General features: G+C 44.9%; 18 protein-coding genes. 7 read left to right on the forward strand and 11 right to left on the reverse strand.

Annotated elements, in window-relative coordinates:
* Nucleotides 1-4: 4 nt before the first annotated feature.
* The 6 genes from ACSFXN_RS03840 to ACSFXN_RS03865 all read right to left on the reverse strand — a co-directional run bounded on the left by ACSFXN_RS03840 (nucleotide 5) and on the right by ACSFXN_RS03865 (nucleotide 5880).
* The gene (locus ACSFXN_RS03840; RefSeq protein WP_437148862.1) at nucleotides 5-1297 is read right to left on the reverse strand and encodes a TRAP transporter large permease; all 1293 of its coding nucleotides are present in this window, start codon (nucleotides 1295-1297) and stop codon (nucleotides 5-7) included.
* Nucleotides 1298-1301: 4 nt separating this feature from the next.
* Nucleotides 1302-1769: a TRAP transporter small permease gene (locus tag ACSFXN_RS03845; RefSeq protein ID WP_437148863.1), complete on the reverse strand. Its 468-nt coding sequence runs from the start codon at nucleotides 1767-1769 to the stop codon at nucleotides 1302-1304.
* Nucleotides 1769-2800: a TRAP transporter substrate-binding protein gene (locus ACSFXN_RS03850; RefSeq protein WP_437149157.1), complete on the reverse strand. Its 1032-nt coding sequence runs from the start codon at nucleotides 2798-2800 to the stop codon at nucleotides 1769-1771. The genes ACSFXN_RS03845 and ACSFXN_RS03850 overlap by 1 nt, the downstream gene beginning before the upstream one ends.
* Nucleotides 2801-3219: 419 nt before the next feature.
* Complete coding sequence (locus ACSFXN_RS03855; RefSeq protein ID WP_437148864.1) at nucleotides 3220-3972, reverse strand: sigma-70 family RNA polymerase sigma factor; 753 nt, start codon at nucleotides 3970-3972, stop codon at nucleotides 3220-3222.
* Nucleotides 3973-4085: 113 nt separating this feature from the next.
* Nucleotides 4086-4982, reverse strand: a complete 897-nt coding sequence (locus ACSFXN_RS03860) for an AEC family transporter (RefSeq protein ID WP_437148865.1) — start codon at nucleotides 4980-4982, stop codon at nucleotides 4086-4088.
* 211 nt (nucleotides 4983-5193) lie between these two features.
* Nucleotides 5194-5880: a FusB/FusC family EF-G-binding protein gene (locus tag ACSFXN_RS03865; RefSeq protein WP_437148866.1), complete on the reverse strand. Its 687-nt coding sequence runs from the start codon at nucleotides 5878-5880 to the stop codon at nucleotides 5194-5196.
* 125 nt (nucleotides 5881-6005) lie between these two features.
* On the opposite strand from ACSFXN_RS03865, the gene ACSFXN_RS03870 reads away from it, so the two are divergent.
* The 4 genes from ACSFXN_RS03870 (at nucleotide 6006) to ACSFXN_RS03885 (ending at nucleotide 7208) form a co-directional block, all read left to right on the forward strand.
* A complete protein-coding gene (locus ACSFXN_RS03870; protein WP_437148867.1) occupies nucleotides 6006-6221 on the forward strand; it encodes a hypothetical protein in 216 nt (71 codons plus the stop codon).
* 56 nt (nucleotides 6222-6277) lie between these two features.
* Entirely contained in the window at nucleotides 6278-6781 is a 504-nt protein-coding gene (locus ACSFXN_RS03875; RefSeq protein WP_437148868.1) for a DUF6241 domain-containing protein, read from the forward strand.
* Between the two features lie 67 nt (nucleotides 6782-6848).
* Nucleotides 6849-6989, forward strand: coding sequence for a hypothetical protein (locus ACSFXN_RS03880; protein ID WP_437148869.1), 141 nt, complete (start codon nucleotides 6849-6851; stop codon nucleotides 6987-6989).
* Nucleotides 6990-7082: 93 nt separating this feature from the next.
* On the forward strand, nucleotides 7083-7208 hold the full coding sequence (locus tag ACSFXN_RS03885) for a hypothetical protein (RefSeq protein WP_437148870.1): 126 nt from the start codon (nucleotides 7083-7085) through the stop codon (nucleotides 7206-7208).
* Between the two features lie 150 nt (nucleotides 7209-7358).
* On the opposite strand, the gene ACSFXN_RS03890 is transcribed toward ACSFXN_RS03885, so the two are convergent.
* The 5 genes from ACSFXN_RS03890 to ACSFXN_RS03910 form a co-directional block, all read right to left on the reverse strand.
* Nucleotides 7359-8858 carry a BCCT family transporter gene (locus ACSFXN_RS03890; RefSeq protein ID WP_437148871.1) on the reverse strand — a complete coding sequence of 500 codons (1500 nt, stop codon included), beginning with the start codon at nucleotides 8856-8858 and terminating at the stop codon, nucleotides 7359-7361.
* A 213-nt stretch (nucleotides 8859-9071) separates the two neighbouring features.
* Nucleotides 9072-9902, reverse strand: coding sequence for an alpha/beta fold hydrolase (locus ACSFXN_RS03895; RefSeq protein ID WP_437148872.1), 831 nt, complete (start codon nucleotides 9900-9902; stop codon nucleotides 9072-9074).
* A gap of 98 nt (nucleotides 9903-10000) precedes the next feature.
* Nucleotides 10001-10978 carry a catechol 2,3-dioxygenase gene (locus tag ACSFXN_RS03900; RefSeq protein WP_437148873.1) on the reverse strand — a complete coding sequence of 326 codons (978 nt, stop codon included), beginning with the start codon at nucleotides 10976-10978 and terminating at the stop codon, nucleotides 10001-10003.
* 23 nt (nucleotides 10979-11001) lie between these two features.
* Complete coding sequence (locus ACSFXN_RS03905; RefSeq protein WP_437148874.1) at nucleotides 11002-12207, reverse strand: acyl-CoA dehydrogenase; 1206 nt, start codon at nucleotides 12205-12207, stop codon at nucleotides 11002-11004.
* A gap of 329 nt (nucleotides 12208-12536) precedes the next feature.
* Nucleotides 12537-14357 (reverse strand): XylR N-terminal domain-containing protein, encoded by a 1821-nt coding sequence (locus tag ACSFXN_RS03910; protein ID WP_437148875.1) that lies wholly within the window; start codon nucleotides 14355-14357, stop codon nucleotides 12537-12539.
* A gap of 411 nt (nucleotides 14358-14768) precedes the next feature.
* Between ACSFXN_RS03910 and ACSFXN_RS03915 the strand changes: the two genes are divergently transcribed.
* Genes ACSFXN_RS03915 through ACSFXN_RS03925 form a run of 3 tightly spaced genes read left to right on the forward strand, consistent with a single transcriptional unit; the run spans nucleotide 14769 to nucleotide 16924 of the window.
* Nucleotides 14769-15242: a flavin reductase family protein gene (locus tag ACSFXN_RS03915; RefSeq protein ID WP_437148876.1), complete on the forward strand. Its 474-nt coding sequence runs from the start codon at nucleotides 14769-14771 to the stop codon at nucleotides 15240-15242.
* Between the two features lie 12 nt (nucleotides 15243-15254).
* On the forward strand, nucleotides 15255-16046 hold the full coding sequence (locus ACSFXN_RS03920) for a 2-keto-4-pentenoate hydratase (RefSeq protein WP_437148877.1): 792 nt from the start codon (nucleotides 15255-15257) through the stop codon (nucleotides 16044-16046).
* Entirely contained in the window at nucleotides 16043-16924 is an 882-nt protein-coding gene (locus ACSFXN_RS03925) for an acetaldehyde dehydrogenase (acetylating) (RefSeq protein WP_437148878.1), read from the forward strand. The genes ACSFXN_RS03920 and ACSFXN_RS03925 overlap by 4 nt, the downstream gene beginning before the upstream one ends.
* The last annotated feature ends 1 nt before the right edge of the window (nucleotide 16925 follow it).

The raw sequence follows: 16925 nt of genomic DNA on the forward strand, positions 1-16925 counted from the left end.
CCTTTTATTCACCCATTAAAAGGTTAGGTAAGAAAAGGGATATTTCCGGAACATAGGTAACTAGCTGAAGAACAATCAGAGTAGCCAATAAATACGGCAGTAAAGGTTTGACAGCATCCAGCATTGGAACTCCGCTAATTCTGGAGGCAACAAGCAAATTCAATGCCATTGGCGGCGTAATCAGACCAATAGCCAGATTCAAGGTCTGAATGATTCCAAAATGGATTAAATCGATATCTAACATGACAATCAGTGGCAGGAAAATGGGCGTGGTGATCAAAATTGCTGTAATAGTTTCCAGGAATGAGCCTAAGATCAAATAAAAAATATTTAATATGAGAAGAATAAGGAACTTTTCATCTGTTATGCTCATGATGAAGGCTGTAAACAGTTCAGGAATCCTTTGAGTCGTAATGAGCCAGCCAAAAATGCCGGCCATACTGATGATGAGCATGATTAAGGCGCTCGTATAAGCGGATTCTCTGCTTGTTTGCATCAAGTTCTTAAAATTCAGTTCTTTGTAATAGAAAATTCCCACAATCACTCCATAGATAAGTGCCACCGCACCGGCTTCCGTAGGAGTGAAAATTCCCAAGTAAATCCCCCCTAGTACAAGGACCGGCATGAAAAGAGCAGGCACCGCATGCCATGGTTTTTTCTTTTTCTTGTCTGTTTCCACAACCACTTCTTCCGGAATTTCTTCTGTACGGTATTTTGACTCCATAAATATATTGACGATGACAAAAGCGACTATTAGCATCAGACCGGGAATAATTCCTGCCAAAAATAACCTGGCAACCGATACATTTGTCGCCATCGCATATATAATCATGGGAATACTCGGCGGGATGATAATGCCAAGTATTCCCGCAGCAGAGCTGACTGCCACTGCGTATTTTCTGTCATAGCCACGTTTCATCATTTCAGGGATCATGATGCCACCGATCGCCGCTACCGTCGCTGCGGAAGAACCGGAGATAGCACCGAAAAATCCGCTGGCAATGACTGTCACATGGGCAAGCCCGCCTTTTATTTTTTTAACAAAGAAATAAGTGAAGTCGACAATCGTTCTTGAAATTCCTCCTCTTTTCATTACGTCCCCAGCGAAAACAAAGAGAGGAATCGCCAGCAATACAAACGAATCCAACGCACTGAAAGACTGGCTGACCAGTATTGTCAGATTGTTCGGCATTTCGAGCAATAAGTAGAGGAGTGCACTTATACCGAAACTGAAGGCAATCGGAATTCCAACTACCACTAACACAAAAAACAATAAGATAAAACCGACTACGCTCAACGAATTATCCCCCCTTCTTTGCAGTAAAAATCATATAAATTGATCCGATGCCGCTGATCATCATTAATATAGCCCCGATGAAAACAGCGCTCATTGGAGCGGCCATTGGCAGTTGCAATGCCGGGCTTTTCTGGCCAATCTCTATCTGCATCATTACAAACTGATACGCGACATATGCCAGTACCGCTGTAAATAACGTAACAATGATTTGATGAAAGATACTTAAGACTTTCAGATTTTTATCTGACAAGAAAAAATCTAGAATTTCAATATTGAGATGTTCTTTTCTGTATAGTGCAGCAGCGCTCGCAATGAAAATCATAAAAATCATCAAATAGCGGGCAGCCTCTTCAACCCATGGCAGCGGCAGGCTGAAAAAATAGCGCATGATAACCTGCAGCAACGTTAACAAGGAAACTGCTATGAGCAAAACAGCAGCTGCCCATTCTTCCATATCAGCAATCTTTCTCATCATTCTGCTTCCTTATACTCAAGCATTTGGTTGATTAGGTCCTGCCCTACTACAGGTGCCAATTTTTCGTATGTTTCTTGGGCACTTTGCTGGAATGATTCATAACCTTCAGGCGTTAATTCTTCCACAACTTCCACTCCTGAATCTTTAATCAGCTGAGTATATTCTTTTGCCACTTCACGGTTGTATTTTCGTTGCTCATTTCCAATAGAAACAGCAAGATCTTTCATCGCTTTCTGAGATTCTTCAGAAAGGCCTTCCCAAGCCTGCACACTCATTACCATTGCTAAAGGTGCATACATGTGATTCGTGGCAGTGAAATATTTTTGAGTCTCATGCAATTTGGATCCATAGGACAAAATGGGTCCGTTGTCCTGACCATCTACCGTTCCTTGCTGCAATCCTGTGTAAAGTTCATTGAAAGCCATAGGTGTAGGTGTTGCCCCAATCCGTCCAAACCAATCCAGCGAAGGCTGATTTTCCACTACCCGCATTTTAAGGCCTTTTAAATCATCTTGGGTATTTATAGGACGTGTGGAGTTTGTCATTGCTCGCCAGTCATTTTCCCAATATGCGAGAATAACCAGCCTCTTTTCCAGTGCAGCTTCTGCTAATTGTTCTCCAACCGGCCCATTCAGGATTTCGTCTACTTTGGCGTTATCTGCCGGGAAGATATATGGCAAATCCCATACTTGTAATTCAGGAACGAAATTTCCCATGGCAATCGTGCTGATCAAGCCCATTTCCAAAGTTCCTTGTTGGATGGACTCAGCCATTACACGATCAGCCCCCAATTGAGAAGAAGGATACGTGTCAATCTTCACTTCTCCATTGGTTTGTTCTTCAACTTGCTTTCCAAATTCCAAAGCGTATTTCTCCCACGGATGATCTGCTTCAGCAGGGCCGACGTGACCGAGTTTCAAAGTGACCGCTTCTGTTTCTCCTCCTCCCGCTTCATTACCGCCGCCACCGCATCCTGCCATTACAAGAGTCATCATGATCATGAAAAATAAAATACTTTTTCGATTCATTTTCAAAGTAATTCCTCCTTGAATGATTGTAGTTTCGTAGAAAGCAAAGCTGCTTGGTACTGGATTTTTATTGTTTTTATATTTTTTTAATAAAAAAAGAAAAACTGGTTCGATTTTTTTCAAAATACTTCAATGTATAAGGTGGATAGAATTCCTCACAATCGTGAGAGGATTGCAACTTCACTAAAGTGGCAATCATTTTGTTAGCGCTTTCATTTTGAGGTAAATTTTTTTAACAAGTATGTTTGTCCGACAAACTTGATAAAAAAATTTTACTTTCTTTCTTGATTCCCGTGACTAGTCTCTTGAAGAAATTTTCACTTCTTGAGCGGTGCATTTTCTTAGTTCTTCTCTTTTCAATAAGACGAGTAAGTTCGCTTGATCAAGTATGTTTGTCCGACAAACTTATTTGCCTTTTGTTATGCAATATTCTTTATCGTTACCAAAGCCTTTTTAATGTGCTTGTGTATCATCACATCCGATACACCAAGAGCCTTTGCGATTTCTGTTTTGTTGTAGCCTTCGAAGTAATACATATAAATCACCTTTTTCTGAACTTCAGTAATGCTGGCGAAATACGCCTCTACCGTCACTTTAGTGATAACATTTTTCTCTACGCTCTGAATTGGATCTTTAACGTAATTGGACATAGCTTGGCTTATTTCCCCATGACCATATGGCTGATCAAGGCTTAACAATTCCTGAATACCATAAACTAAGTCGAATGCGTCTTCTTGTGAAATGCCAAAGGCATCCATTGTTTCTCTTATGGTGGGGTCTTTTTTATGTGTTTCGAAATGTTTTTTGTGGAAAACCAAATACTTTGGATACAATCCTCTGATTCTTTGGCTAATTTTCATGGAGTTTGAATCGTTGGACCTTGAAAAACTCTTTATCTCACCTTGTATACTTAAGTACAAATAGCGGATCCATTCATTGGGGTCTAGGTTGAGGTCTGTTTTCTTGATGCCGTTATATAATCCGAATAAACAGCTTTGGTACAAGTCTTCCCATTCTACTTTGTGATGCTGCATAAACAGCGCCGGCCTTTTAGTAAATGATTTAATAACATACTGGATAAACTTCTTCGCGTCTTCTGTCTGCAGTAACTCTTCCATCACGTGCTCATCATGCTGCGCTTCTCGCAACAGCTCTTTGTCTCTTAACTTCATGATTGTTCACTCTCACCTCTCCCTATATTTGCCTTAAATTCCATTGATTTTAGAATATACACAATTATCAGATAAGTCAATTCGTTTTTGATTTTTTATATAAATAAATGCTTTCAACCTAATAAGATCAACATCCAGGTAACTGTCAGGATACTTAGCAACGTGGTGATTAACGTTATGCTGGAAACAAGATTGGGTTCGCTGTCATACTGTACAGCATAAATAACTGTATTCGCAGCTGAAGGCATCGCTGAAATCAAAATCAACACTTTCGCAAGCAAGGGATCCATCGGCATGACAAGTAAAATTCCAAAAGCGATTGCTGGAGAAATAAACAATCGGAGAATAACAGCAAAGGAAACTTTCTCCCATTCCAATTTAGACAAATTGATTTCAGCCAGCTGCATTCCCAAAATAACCATAATTACAGGAACGGTTGCAGGTGCAAGCAAGTCGACCACCGATAAAATATTTTCTGGCACTTGATAGTCGAATAGTTTAAAAAATACTGCTAGTAGAACGGCGTAAGTGGGCGGCATTTCAAACACCGCTTTCATTGCCGTCTTAACTCCACCCGCTCCTCTGGCTGCATAATATATACCAAAGAAATTCATAAAAATAATGTGGATGACCATTAATGAAATGGCATACCCAAATGCTTGTTGACCATAAGCAAACAATACAATTGGGGCGCCATAATTCCCTGAATTCATGAACGCTGTTGATAAAATCAAAGCACTTTCAGTTGATCTTCCTTTTTTCCGTACAAAGCAATAAAGCTTGCTTAAGAAAATGAGCAGCGCCAAAAGAATTAAAGAGAATATCACCATATTTGCGTATTGCTGATCCAAGCTAGCTGTATAAACATTCTGAAAAACAAGCATAGGGGTTAAAATATAGATGGCAACTGTAGAAAAAGGCTTTATATCAAGCCTTTTCCATTTCTGCAACCCAAATCCCGCTAAAAATATCAGCAAAACCGGAAGAACCACTTCAGTGAAAATCATCATTCATTATCCCTCCTCCCTAAACCATTTTTATGAAACTATAACATTGTTTAAAACAATATTCATTTTTTATCAGAATATTCAATAACTTAAAAATGGCTATTTTCTAAAATGCTAAACCGGGCATCTTCCTATATTTTCTCTTCTTCCTTCTAAAACTCCACATAAAAAAGGGGCTTTCTGGAAAACCAGAAAACCCCTTTCCCTACTATCCTTACTTCTGAATCATTTCCACAAATTCCTCCAGCCGCTCCAGCGAATTCAATTGGCTATTGCAGACATCCGCATCCTGGCAGATATAGTTGCCGCGCTTGATGTAGTTGTCCTGTCCGGAGCCTTTTGTCTTGGCGGTGAACATGCCGATGTCGCTGTGGCGGTTGCAGATTGAACAGATGCCTTTTTTGTGGCTGCGCGCAAGAGTTCCGTGGATGCCTTCCAAGCGCCCGTCTTTTTCGTAGACGAGGTACATCAGGTTCGAACTTTCGGTCCAGGCAAGATAAGACATTTTCCTGAAGTCGACCCCCTCCAGTTTCGGTCCTTTCAGCTTTTTGGCTTTCGGGAACAGTTTTTTCAGGGCCGCATCGGTGACGGCTTTGAACGGGATGATGTACGGCTCAAGCCCTTCGAGAAACGCTTCAGCGTCGGCCGTTTCCTTGACGTTTGTCAGTGGATTAAGGACCGCTTTCTGTTCGTCGTTCAGCGACGGAAACAGCTTGAAGACTTTTTCGTGCGCCAAGTGACGAAGGACGTTCAGCACTTCGGCGTCGTTGCTGGTCGCCTGTCCGGTGATCAAAATCCGCGTCTGGTCCTTGATAAAGTTAAACTGGTCGTTCCGGATGAATGCTTCCGGACGTTCACCAGTGTTTCCTGTTCGATCGGATGTTTCTTTTACATGTATCATCAGAGTCACTCCTTATTATTAAGTTGAATGCTTATAAGGAAGCCGTGTAAGGGGAATGACACATTTACGGGCGATTTAAATCTCTCTTGCCCCACGCAAAGTATCGCCATTCGGAATACCAGGCTTTGCATGAGTTTTTACTGACGCTGACAATCGAAGTTTCATTGCCATCTGATACCACTTCCCTTCGAAAACAGGGATTGCTCCCTCATGGGTTTATCATACTCGAATTGACTGTCATTTTCCATTTGAAGAATTTTAAAAACCGCTTCAACCAAGCTGCTATTGGTCTCACCCGCATATCTTTTCATGAAGTATTATTGCCATCCAATATATGGTAGGGGATAATGGTAAAGAAGAACCAACTGTAAACGAATTATTGTAAAGGAGTTTTCAAGTGAAACAGATTTTGACCACCACATTCATCAGTTTTGCTGTCATCGCTTTATTTGCCGCAGGCAGCTACTGGTTTATCCAGCGTGAAGCAGCAAAAGGCGGAGAACCTGAAGTAACTGCTGACATCAAAAATCCGGAAGCACAGAAAATCATGGATGATCTGGAGATAGCCGACACCAAGATCCCCGAGGAGATGAACGAAGCACGGCTGCAGTTCTATCTCCACGAAATGACTCACAGCAAAGTCTACGCTGAAGACAAATGGGGAGCTGCAAGGCCGACCACTCAGTCCGACATCGAAAAGCTGCTGGCCATTGTTGAAGCCAGTGATTTTTCTGAAAAAGCCTTTTACCGCAATACATTGCAGGATTGGCAGAAAGGCGACTTTTCTAATGCCGTGGATGTCCACAATACCATTTGGCACTGGCATAACGGCTCCATCGGCAAAGCGACCCGGTTGATGACGAAAGAAGAAGAGCAGGCTTATATCCGGACGAACTTCTGATTGCTGCTCTGATGTTTCTTGTCAGCCAAAACTTACCCATAATAATCGAAAACCGGAGGAATTGGAAATGATGCAGTTTAAAATCGATGAAAATGAAATGATTTCTGAAAACAAGGATTATGTGGCCGAAATGTTCATCACCGGCAAAGGTCAAGGGCATGATGGCAGGCAGCCGAGGCTTCGCTGTGCGGTTATCATTAAGCTTTAGGCTAAAGGAACCGAAAATGAATTAAATCTCTGGGCAAACATCTATTAGGGCGCCAAATATCCAAAAACCCAGCTATTCTCTACCGGTGGAAGTTTGGTTGAATTTATCGAGCAGCAAGGGCTGGAATACAGCAGGTTTAAAAAAGAATGCTGGGATAAAGTGAAACGCCTGGCGACCAATGCATTTACGGATGAGGAAATTCTCAACTATCAAAAATGATGTAGCCGATAGAAGCGTAATTCATAAAAAAGCCTCTGCCTTAAACAGATCGCCATACATAAACAGCAAAGCCTCCGGCATTCCATCTAAGGAATTGCCGGAGGCTTTGTTCATTTTCTATACTTCATTCCGGCTGCGCAACCGGAAATCTTATGCTTTCTTTTTCACTGTATGGTGCTTCGAATCTGCTTTCAACGCTTTCAGCAGTGACCAGACCATCAGCAGCATGACAATGGAAAACGGCAGTGCTGCAATGATGATGGTGTTTTGGATTGCGGCCAACCCACCGACAGACAGCAAGATGGCAGCAATGGAAGACTGCAGTATGCCCCAGACGACTTTGACGCTGTTGGCCGGCATTAATGAGCCATTCGTTGACTGCATGCCAAGCACAAAAGTCGCCGAGTCAGCAGATGAGATAAAGAATGTAATCAGCAGCAAGATGGCGATGATGGACAGCCCGAAACCGAACGGCATTTCATTGAACATCATGAACAGCGTGGTTTCCGCCGCTCCGGCCGTCAAGTCGATAATTCCGCCTTGCTGGATGTTGATCGCGGTTGCCCCAAAAGCGGAAAACCAGATTGCACACAGCACAGTCGGCACGATGACGACATAGATGAGAAATTCGCGGATCGTCCTTCCTCTGGAAACCCGCGCGATGAACATACTGACGAATGGCGACCAGGAAATCCACCATGCCCAGTAAAAGATCGTCCAGGTATCCAGCCATTCCCGGTTGCCTGCATTGAAGGCTTCGGTGTTCATGCTCAGGCTTATCAGATTCTGGATGTATTCACCGAACGACTGGGTAAAGACATTCAAAATAAGGATTGTCGGGCCTAAAATGAGCACCAGCACGAGCAGGACCGCGGCCAGTACCATGTTGATATTGGACAGATACTTGATGCCTTTTGACAGTCCGGACCATGCCGACATGATGAACAAGACGGTGATGACAGCGATGATGATCAGCTGGCTCCAGTTATTGTTGGGGATGCCGAACAGATAGCTGAGCCCGCCATTGATCTGGGCGGCGCCGAAACCGAGTGAACTGGCCACGCCGAACACCGTCGCAAAAACAGCGATGACGTCAATCAGTGTTCCCCAGCCGCCGTTCATTTTGTTTCCGAAAATCGGCTTTAATGTGCTGGAGATCAAGCCGCGTTCCCCTTTGCGGAACTGGAAATAGGCGAGCGCCAAAGCGACCATCCCATACATGGCCCAAGCATTGAAGCCGTAATGCAGGAAAGTGCGCTGCATGGATTCCTGGAATGCCGCTTCCGTTCCAGGTTCCGTAGATGCCGTTTGGATAGCAAAATGGGAGAGTGGTTCATAGGAGCCGTAAAACACGAGGCCGATTCCAAGTCCTGCTGAAAAGAGCATGGCCACCCAAGTAGGTGTACTGAATTCAGGCTTATCTTCGGTTTTGCCGAGCCGGATTTTCCCATAAGGGCTGATGACCAGGAAAAACGCGACGAACAGCACAATCGTCATGGCCAGCATATAATACCAGCCGAATACCGTACTGAGTAATGCGGTAACGTTGCCTGTCACCCGTTCATAGGCTTCCGGCATGAGTGCTGCAGTTAACACTGCGATAATGACAAGTGATATGGTAATATAGAATACTTTAGTAACTTTCTTCATGTAGTCTCCTTTTATATCAAAAATTTGCGCAGATTTAACCATAACGTAAAGAGAAAGATGCGTCAAATCAAGGTTGGACCGCTTTGACAGGTTTTATCTTTTTTATTCCTCCAAAATTAGCTATTATTTCTAAATAATAATTAAAATTAGCTATGCAATAATTACACAAAAAAGAAGATGCCGCTAACCGGCATCTTCTCTTCATTTTTCTCTTTATTTAATAAACGTCAAAATATGCTCCACAAACGGTTCGGTCTTCTCGATCTGCGTCCAGTGCCCGCATTCGTTGAAAACGTGCAGCTCCGCATGCGGCAGCAGTTCGATAAGTTTGTAGCTTGTTTTTTCGATTGGAATAACTTGGTCGTTCAGGCCGTGGAACAGAAGTGCCGGGATCTGGATCTGGCGGAGTTCGTCGTGCGTCAGCGCCAGTTCATCGAGCTTGTTCTGGCGCGGTTCCGGGAACATCGCTTCGAATGACTGCTTGACGTCCGGGCGTATGCTCGCTTCGTAGCGCAGGCGGACAAGTTCTTCGTTGTTCGCGGCTTCCTGATTATAAGAGAATATTTTGATCAGTTCGCGCATAGACTCCAGGCTTGCTTTATAGCCCCATACCTTTTCTAATCCTTCTGAAACAGGGAATTGGATACCTGCACTTCCCATCAGTATGAGTTTTTTCACTAATTCCGCCCTTTGTAAAGCGACATGCAGCGACAGGGCGCCGCCCATCGAATTGCCCACCAGATAGACCGGGCCATCCGATACTGCTTCGATAAAGCCGATCAGATGCTCGACCCATAAATCCACGGGATAGTCGTTGCTTTCCCGTTTATCCGTTTCACCGAAGCCGATGATGTCCGGAGCGAACACATGGTACTTCTCGCTCAGCGTCGGGATGACGAGGCGCCAGTTCGCAAAAGCAGAAACGCCGGGGCCGGAGCCGTGGATGAGGATAATCGTTTCTTCCCCCGTGCCTTCCTCGTGGTAATGCGTGTTGATGCCGTTGATGTCGATGAATTTTGAAGCGATGTTTGCAGTTGTTGTCATCATCATTCTCCTTCCATTCTAGTAAACAGGCCAGAAGAAACTATTGCTAGTTTCCTCCAGCCCCTTATCAGTCGATGCCGGGAAATTCATTTTATTTATTACGCATTTTCCACTGGTGCTTTTGTTCTGACCGGTGTTGCATATTCGAAGAACTCCGCCGGCAGGTTCGAGCCGTGCCAGATGATCGCATGCTCCAGATCTGCGCCTTTCCATTCGACCGTTTTCCAGGCCGGATCGAAAATCTGGTAGCCTGAGTCGCCGAACAATTCCACTCGATTGCCACCTGGTTCGATTACGTAGAGGAAGTTAGCTTGTGTTACCCCATGCTTTCCTGGACCTGCTTCAATAGTAAATCCAGCTTCAATTAATAAATCGGCAACATCCGCTAAATGTTGTGGATAGCCGTACCAGTAGCAAATATGGTGAAGGCGCCCTGTTTCACCTAAACCATCTCCCGTAATTGCGATGTCATGCACTAAATTACTGACACTTAACCATGCAGCTATATCTTTGTTATCCTCATCCAGAATACGTTCGCGCACCTTGAAGCCGAGCGCTTCTTCGAGGAACTCAACATTTTTGTTGGTTTCGCTGGCTGCCAAATTGACATGGTCAATGCGGCGCACCGGCACTCCCCGGTTCGGACGCTTTTGCGGACGGTTCAATAATGGCGTTTTCTGGTCTTCCGGTGCCTCGTAATATTCCACGTCCCACAGGATTTCCATCTTATGGCCATCCGGCAATGTGAACTGGTAAGCACGTCCGTGCCCGATGTCCCCATCGATCCAGCCAAGGCCATAGCCCGTTGCTTCAATCGCTTGGGCACGGCGTTCCAAAGCCTGCGGCGAAGTGGCGCGCCAAGCAACATGCCCAAGGCCCGCTTCGTCATTTGCCGTGATGATCAACGTATTGTGATAAAAATCTTCGTAAGCGCGCATGTAAACGGAATTGCCTTCGCGGTGGGATTCTTCCATCCCTAAAATTTCTCTGAAAAACTTGACGGATCCTTCAAGGTCCGTGCTGTAAATCTCCACGTGCGCCAGTTGTGCTACATCCAAAATCGGTTCTTTTGTCATTGTAGTTGCCTCCTCAGATTTTTTTACCACGTTGGGTTTCCTTTAAAGCCGAAAATCGATTTGCCGTATGCTGCCAGTGAATCTTCGTACAGATGCGTCGGGTGGACCGCCACCGTCATGATGTCGCGGACGAACATTTCAGTCGGGTCGGTTTTGAAAATCGAGTTGCCGCCAAGTGTCAATAAAACGCGCAGCGCCATTTCCGCCGCATTTTTCGAGACGTAGCCGCGGATCGCAAACAGCTTTTCGCGCTCTTCCTCGTCCAAAGTCGTCATGCTGTTTTCCTGGTAATGCGTCAGCCGCTCCAAATACTCGTTCGACAAGCCTTTCAGCGAACTTAGCTGGATTTTCATCTCCGCGAGGACGCGCTGGCTGCTCGCCGCTTCTTTTTCGTTCTGGCCATTGTTGAAAATGCGGATGCGGTTTTCCGTTTTGTTCTGGAAAATATCCAGAAGCCGTTCAACGCCGCCGATCTGGATAAACTGGAAGCCCATTAGGAAGAATTGCATATACGGCACATTCGCGATTTGGTATTCCGGCTCGTAATTGTCTTCCCCGAGCCCTTGGCCGGCCAGTACGCGGGCCATTTTGAACACCCGGTTCGGGGGGATGTAGACATTGTCCACGAGTACGCCGTTGCTGCCAGTGCCGCGGAGTCCTAAAGTGTCCCAATTGTTGACGATTTCGACGTCTTTTTTGTGGACGATGTACATGCTGTACTCCGGCGCATCGCCGTCTTTCAGCTTCGCTACGGCACCGAGCGCAATCCAGTCGCTCCACAGCACACCGCTGCAGAAGTTCCATTGGCCGGACAAACGGTAGCCTTCTCCGTCGTCGGTCACTTTTCCGACAGGGGCGAATACGTCCGCCATCAATTCACCGCTGCCGAATAATTCTTCACGGCTTTCTTTCGGCAAAAACGCCGGCCAGGTTTCATGGATGACAAAAAAGTAGCTTAACCAGGCTGCTGGCACACTGTGGTAGGCAATCGTCCGGATCATTTCACCGAATGTAAAGTAATCCAGGTCCTGTCCACCGTAGGCTTTCGGCCGCAGCAATTTATGGAATTCCGCTTCTCTGATTTTTTCAATAACCACGTCGGAAAGTTTGGCATTTTGTTCAGCTTCTGAAGCATACTTTTCAGCAATTAATCCGATCTGCTTCGCTTTTTCAATCAGCTCATCTCGGTTGGCTGCCGTTTTTCGGGCTTCTACTTGATTGATTAACATGACAATTCCTCCTTTTGGTAAGCGCTTTCAAACCCCTGTCGCAGCGGTAAGAATTAAATACAGCATAACTGGCAGAGAAATCAGAAAATAGAGATGAAATCTTCGGAAAATTCAAATGTTTTCACCCGTTTCCTTTCAAATACTTTTTCACTATACTTTTCAAGAAGACTAAAAAACCTTTTAATAGCTTACTGTCAATGTTTTAAAAAGAATAGACGTTATTACAATTCTTATAAATATAGTTTTATACTTCAGTAATACGCCACATATTTTCCGATGCCTATATAAAAAAGCCTTGCCACTCCAAAGAGCGGCAAGGCTGCATAGCTTTAAATTGTAATCGTTCCTTTTGATTTAAGGATGTTGATGGCCAAGTAAATGGAGAACAGAGCTTCCGTATCCGTTAAATCCTGGTTCAAAATTTCACTAATTTTAGCGAGCCGGTAACGGAGCCCACTGATGGACCTCGAGGTCTTCTTCGACGTATTGTTTATGCTGTTGCCATTACTTATATATGCATAAAGGGTCCTGATTAAATCGAATTCTTTATCAATCGCGAGCAATTTGCCGATATGCTGGTCAACAAAGCGCTCAATCAGAACTTCATCCTGTATTTGGAACAGCACGCTTTCAAGTCCGAGTTTTTTAAAATAAGAAACATGTGTTTCTTCGTTTGTGGCGCGCAATGCAGCCAATGTTTCATTGTAAAGCAGCGCGATATCCATAAACTTCTCGATCACCGTGCTGACGCCGATGCAGAATTTGTATTTGGAGAAGCGCCGCAGGCAATATTTGAACAAGTGATCAATAAATTTGGCTTGCGAAATGTTCAAATTCTCAAAAGAAGGATATTCAATCAAAATAATGATTTTGTCGAGTTTTTGCGAAACGATTGCATTGATATTGCGTTCATTCAAAAAAAGGTAGATGGAGCGAATCAATTCTTCATTAAAGGCGATCTCGTTTTCGATTTCCTTTCGGTCGCGGTCAATCGTCAGCATCCAGTAAGACGAAGAGGAATCGAAATTCAAATAATAAGAGACTTTGTACATTTCTTCTTCCGTTAAACGGCGTTCCAGAATATCGTCCAAGAAACTGCGTTTGATGTTCTGCTCGGTATTAATCTTAATGTTCTCATTCAGCAGGATAATCGAAGACGTCAGCCCTGCTTTTTCAATGACCATATAATCGAGTTCGGTGGGCTCCTCTTCCCCACTATAAGCGAATGAGCAATAACCTTTTATTCTCTGTTCATAGAAAACAGGCGTGCGCAGCAGTGAAATGCCTTCGGAATAACGGGTAAAAACGGTGTGTTTTGACTGGAACTTTTGCAGATCAAGCGGCGTATCCAAATGCCCCGCCTGCACAAGGATTTGATGATTCTCATCTTCTATAAAGGCCGTCAATCCCGTAGTTTCATATAAAATGTCAACAATCTTCTGGATTCCCTGTTTTGACAGCAATTCCTCAATCAAACGCTGATGGATGTCATTCGCTTTGGTCAGATGGTCGCGCTCAGCCTTCAATTTCTCAGTCACTTCATCCAGTTCCTTAATGATGCTGGTGCCCTGGTAATAGCCTTGTTCACTCGTAATTTCTTCTCCCCATTTTTCAATCGGCATGCAGATGGATTTGCATTGCTCATGGCCCATCGCCCGGCACTCTATTTCTTTTACCAGGACCGGCTGCTGCAAGACGGTTGACAGGTAGCCGCTGGCATAGCCGCATAATGTATGGCAAACCGGCTCGGTGCTTAAATCATTTGCTTTTAAATATTGCTCCGCCTCGAATGTATTGACCCATAGCACCTCAATAAACTCCAGCTGCTCCTGTTCCGTACGCACTTCCAGAACTTCCACTTTATCCAGATAGCCATGCAGCATGTGGAATTTTGCCCCGGCATATACGGCTTCCCAAACGTCTTCCCATTCAAACAGTTTCGCTTTTTCACCGTCACTTACCCCGCAATGCCAACCATATCGGGTAAAGACTCCTTTCGTCCGGTCTTTGCCGATGACGTTGAAGAGTTCTTTTTTCAATGCAGTTCTTGCTTCAATCGGGATGGTGATCACCCGGTCATATAATTCAGTTACAGCGGTTTCTTTCTGGGAGTTAAATACGTCACTCAATTTTAACTGCTTAGATTTCATTCCCATTCCCCCTCATCTAAATGTTGCAAGCTTCTAACTTTCAAATCTTTCCTTATTATCATTCCGGAATATCGTTTATTGAATATAGTAAATCGATATATTTAGAAAGGCATTCACAACTGAGTTTCTATATTATTAAAATACAAAATTAATATTTTAACAACTCCTAATTTTCCGATAAATCGTTATATTAGGAAACCTTTTAGATTTTTTGCGCTAAAATAAACAGAGAATTGCTACTGTTCGTTTGTATTTTTAGCATTCCAGAGCTGATATTCTCAAGGTGTAAGATTTTCACTGTTCACCAATCCAATTGCATCCAGCCATCAAGAAACCGCTGGAAATAAAAAAGTAAGCGGTTACAATAAGCCGGGCTTAAGCCAACATATCATAATGCAGAGGAGAATGAAAATGGATGATTTGTTATTCAGACAAGCAATGGGGAAATTCGCAACGGGGGTCACGGTCTTAACGACGGCTCATGAAGGGGATATCCACGGAATGACCGCGAATGCATTCATGTCGGTGTCACTGGATCCGAAGCTGGTCGTGATTTCTATCGGACACAAGGCACGGTTTTTAGAAAAAGTAACTCAGTCAAATCGATTTGCGGTCAATATTTTAGCTGAGGACCAAGAATACCTTTCCAACCATTTTGCTGGAAAGCCGCAAGGAGATGTACAGTTTGCCTCTTTGGATGGCCTGCCGGTACTCGACGGTGCAGTTGCACAAATAACATGTGATGTCGCCTCGACTTACGTGGAAGGCGACCATACCTTATTTATCGGGAAAGTGACCGCTATCCAGCTGGAAGAAAAAAATCCGCTGCTCTTTTATTCCGGGAAATACCGTGAAGTAACCACTCTTGAAACAAATAAAGCATAAGTAGGTGAGACAATGGAACTCGAGAAAATCGCACAGAAATTGCGGGATGCAGAAATAGATAAGCGCCCCATCGCTCCTTTAACGGAAACGGAAGCGGGTATTACAGCCGATGACGCCTACCGGATTCAATTGCATCAGATTCAACAGAAAAAGAACGAAGGCGCCGAAGTCAAAGGCTTGAAAATCGGCTTGACGAGCAAAGTGATGCAGGAAATGCTGAATGTCCATACACCGGATTACGGATTCGTCCTCGATTCGATGGTGTTTGAAGAAGCCCGCGCAATCGATGCAGAACGGTTTATCCAGCCAAAAGTGGAATTTGAAATCGCCTTCGTCTTCAAGGAAGCGCTGAAAGGACCGGATGTGACGATCGAAGATGTGATCCGCGCGACGGATTACGTCGTTCCGTCCATCGAGATCATCGACAGCCGGATCGAAGACTGGCGCATCAAGTTTGAAGACACCGTGGCCGACAACGGTTCCTCGGCCGGCGCACTGTTGGGGTCCAAACAAACGGCGTTAGCGGATATCGATATCGCCAATATCGGCATGACGGTCTATAAAAACGGTGAAGCGATCGACCAAGCGTCAAGCAGCGCGGTGCTCGGCAATCCGCTGAATGCTGTCGTCTGGCTGGCCAATGAAGTGGGCCGCTATGATATCGCAATCGAGCCAGGCATGTTCGTGTTATCCGGCGCGTTATCCAAAGCCCTGCCGTTTTCAGCCGGCGACCGTTTCACGGCGGATTTCGGGGAACTTGGCGATGTCAGTATTTCATTCCAACCGGCAGAGGTGACAAAATGAGCAAATTAAAAGTAGGAATCATCGGTTCTGGAAATATCGGAACGGATCTCATGTATAAAATCGAGCGCTGCGATTCGCTCCAAATGAGTGTCATGGTCGGGATCGACCCTGATTCTGAAGGCCTGAAACGCGCAAAGGACGCTGGCTATACCGCCATTTCCAACGGCATTGACGGGTTGATGGAGCAGCTCGATCTGATCGATATCGTTTTTGATGCGACGAGTGCCTATGCCCATAAAGCGCATAACGATCTATTGACGGCTGCCGGAAAGAAAGTCATTGATTTGACGCCGGCGGCAATCGGGCCGTTTACGGTTCCTCCTGTCAACTTGAAGGCGAATTTCGAATCGCCGAATGTCAATATGGTGACATGCGGCGGACAGGCAACGATTCCGATTGTCCATGCCATCAGCCGGGTTGTGCCGGTGGCGTATGCGGAAATCGTGGCAACGGTTGCCAGCAAAAGCGCCGGTCCGGGAACACGCGCCAACATCGACGAATTCACCCACACCACTGCTCGTGCCATCGAAAAAGTCGGCGGAGCTGAAAAAGGAAAAGCGATCATTATTTTGAACCCTGCCGAGCCGCCGGTTATTATGCGTGACACGGTCAATGCATTGATCAAAGACGCAGATTTCGATAAAGCGGAAGTGACCGCTTCAATCGAAAAAATGGTAGCTTCAGTTCAGGAATATGTTCCGGGCTACCGTTTGCGGGGAGCGCCGCAGTTTGACGGACAGCGTGTATCGGTGTTTTTGGAAGTTGAAGGTGCGGGCGATTTCTTCCCTGCCTATTCCGGCAACTTGGATATCATGACCGCTGCTGCGGCAAAAGTGGCAAACGAAATGGCAAAAGAGCTAATCGCGGCAAACGCGTAAG

Origin of the sequence: Planococcus sp. 1R117A, assembly GCF_051417975.1 — a bacterium.
Lineage (GTDB): Bacteria > Bacillota > Bacilli > Bacillales_A > Planococcaceae > Planococcus > Planococcus shenhongbingii.

Coding starts and splice junctions, on each gene's coding strand:
- ACSFXN_RS03855 (WP_437148864.1), bottom strand. CDS start 3,972: ATGAAGTTAAGAGACAAAGAGCTGTTGCGAGAAGCGCAGCATGATGAG.
- ACSFXN_RS03905 (WP_437148874.1), bottom strand. CDS start 12,207: ATGTTAATCAATCAAGTAGAAGCCCGAAAAACGGCAGCCAACCGAGAT.
- ACSFXN_RS03910 (WP_437148875.1), bottom strand. CDS start 14,357: ATGAAATCTAAGCAGTTAAAATTGAGTGACGTATTTAACTCCCAGAAA.
- ACSFXN_RS03925 (WP_437148878.1), top strand. CDS start 16,043: ATGAGCAAATTAAAAGTAGGAATCATCGGTTCTGGAAATATCGGAACG.
- ACSFXN_RS03880 (WP_437148869.1), top strand. CDS start 6,849: ATGATGCAGTTTAAAATCGATGAAAATGAAATGATTTCTGAAAACAAG.
- ACSFXN_RS03850 (WP_437149157.1), bottom strand. CDS start 2,800: ATGAATCGAAAAAGTATTTTATTTTTCATGATCATGATGACTCTTGTA.
- ACSFXN_RS03915 (WP_437148876.1), top strand. CDS start 14,769: ATGGATGATTTGTTATTCAGACAAGCAATGGGGAAATTCGCAACGGGG.
- ACSFXN_RS03895 (WP_437148872.1), bottom strand. CDS start 9,902: ATGACAACAACTGCAAACATCGCTTCAAAATTCATCGACATCAACGGC.
- ACSFXN_RS03920 (WP_437148877.1), top strand. CDS start 15,255: ATGGAACTCGAGAAAATCGCACAGAAATTGCGGGATGCAGAAATAGAT.
- ACSFXN_RS03890 (WP_437148871.1), bottom strand. CDS start 8,858: ATGAAGAAAGTTACTAAAGTATTCTATATTACCATATCACTTGTCATT.
- ACSFXN_RS03860 (WP_437148865.1), bottom strand. CDS start 4,982: ATGATGATTTTCACTGAAGTGGTTCTTCCGGTTTTGCTGATATTTTTA.
- ACSFXN_RS03865 (WP_437148866.1), bottom strand. CDS start 5,880: ATGATACATGTAAAAGAAACATCCGATCGAACAGGAAACACTGGTGAA.
- ACSFXN_RS03845 (WP_437148863.1), bottom strand. CDS start 1,769: ATGAGAAAGATTGCTGATATGGAAGAATGGGCAGCTGCTGTTTTGCTC.
- ACSFXN_RS03900 (WP_437148873.1), bottom strand. CDS start 10,978: ATGACAAAAGAACCGATTTTGGATGTAGCACAACTGGCGCACGTGGAG.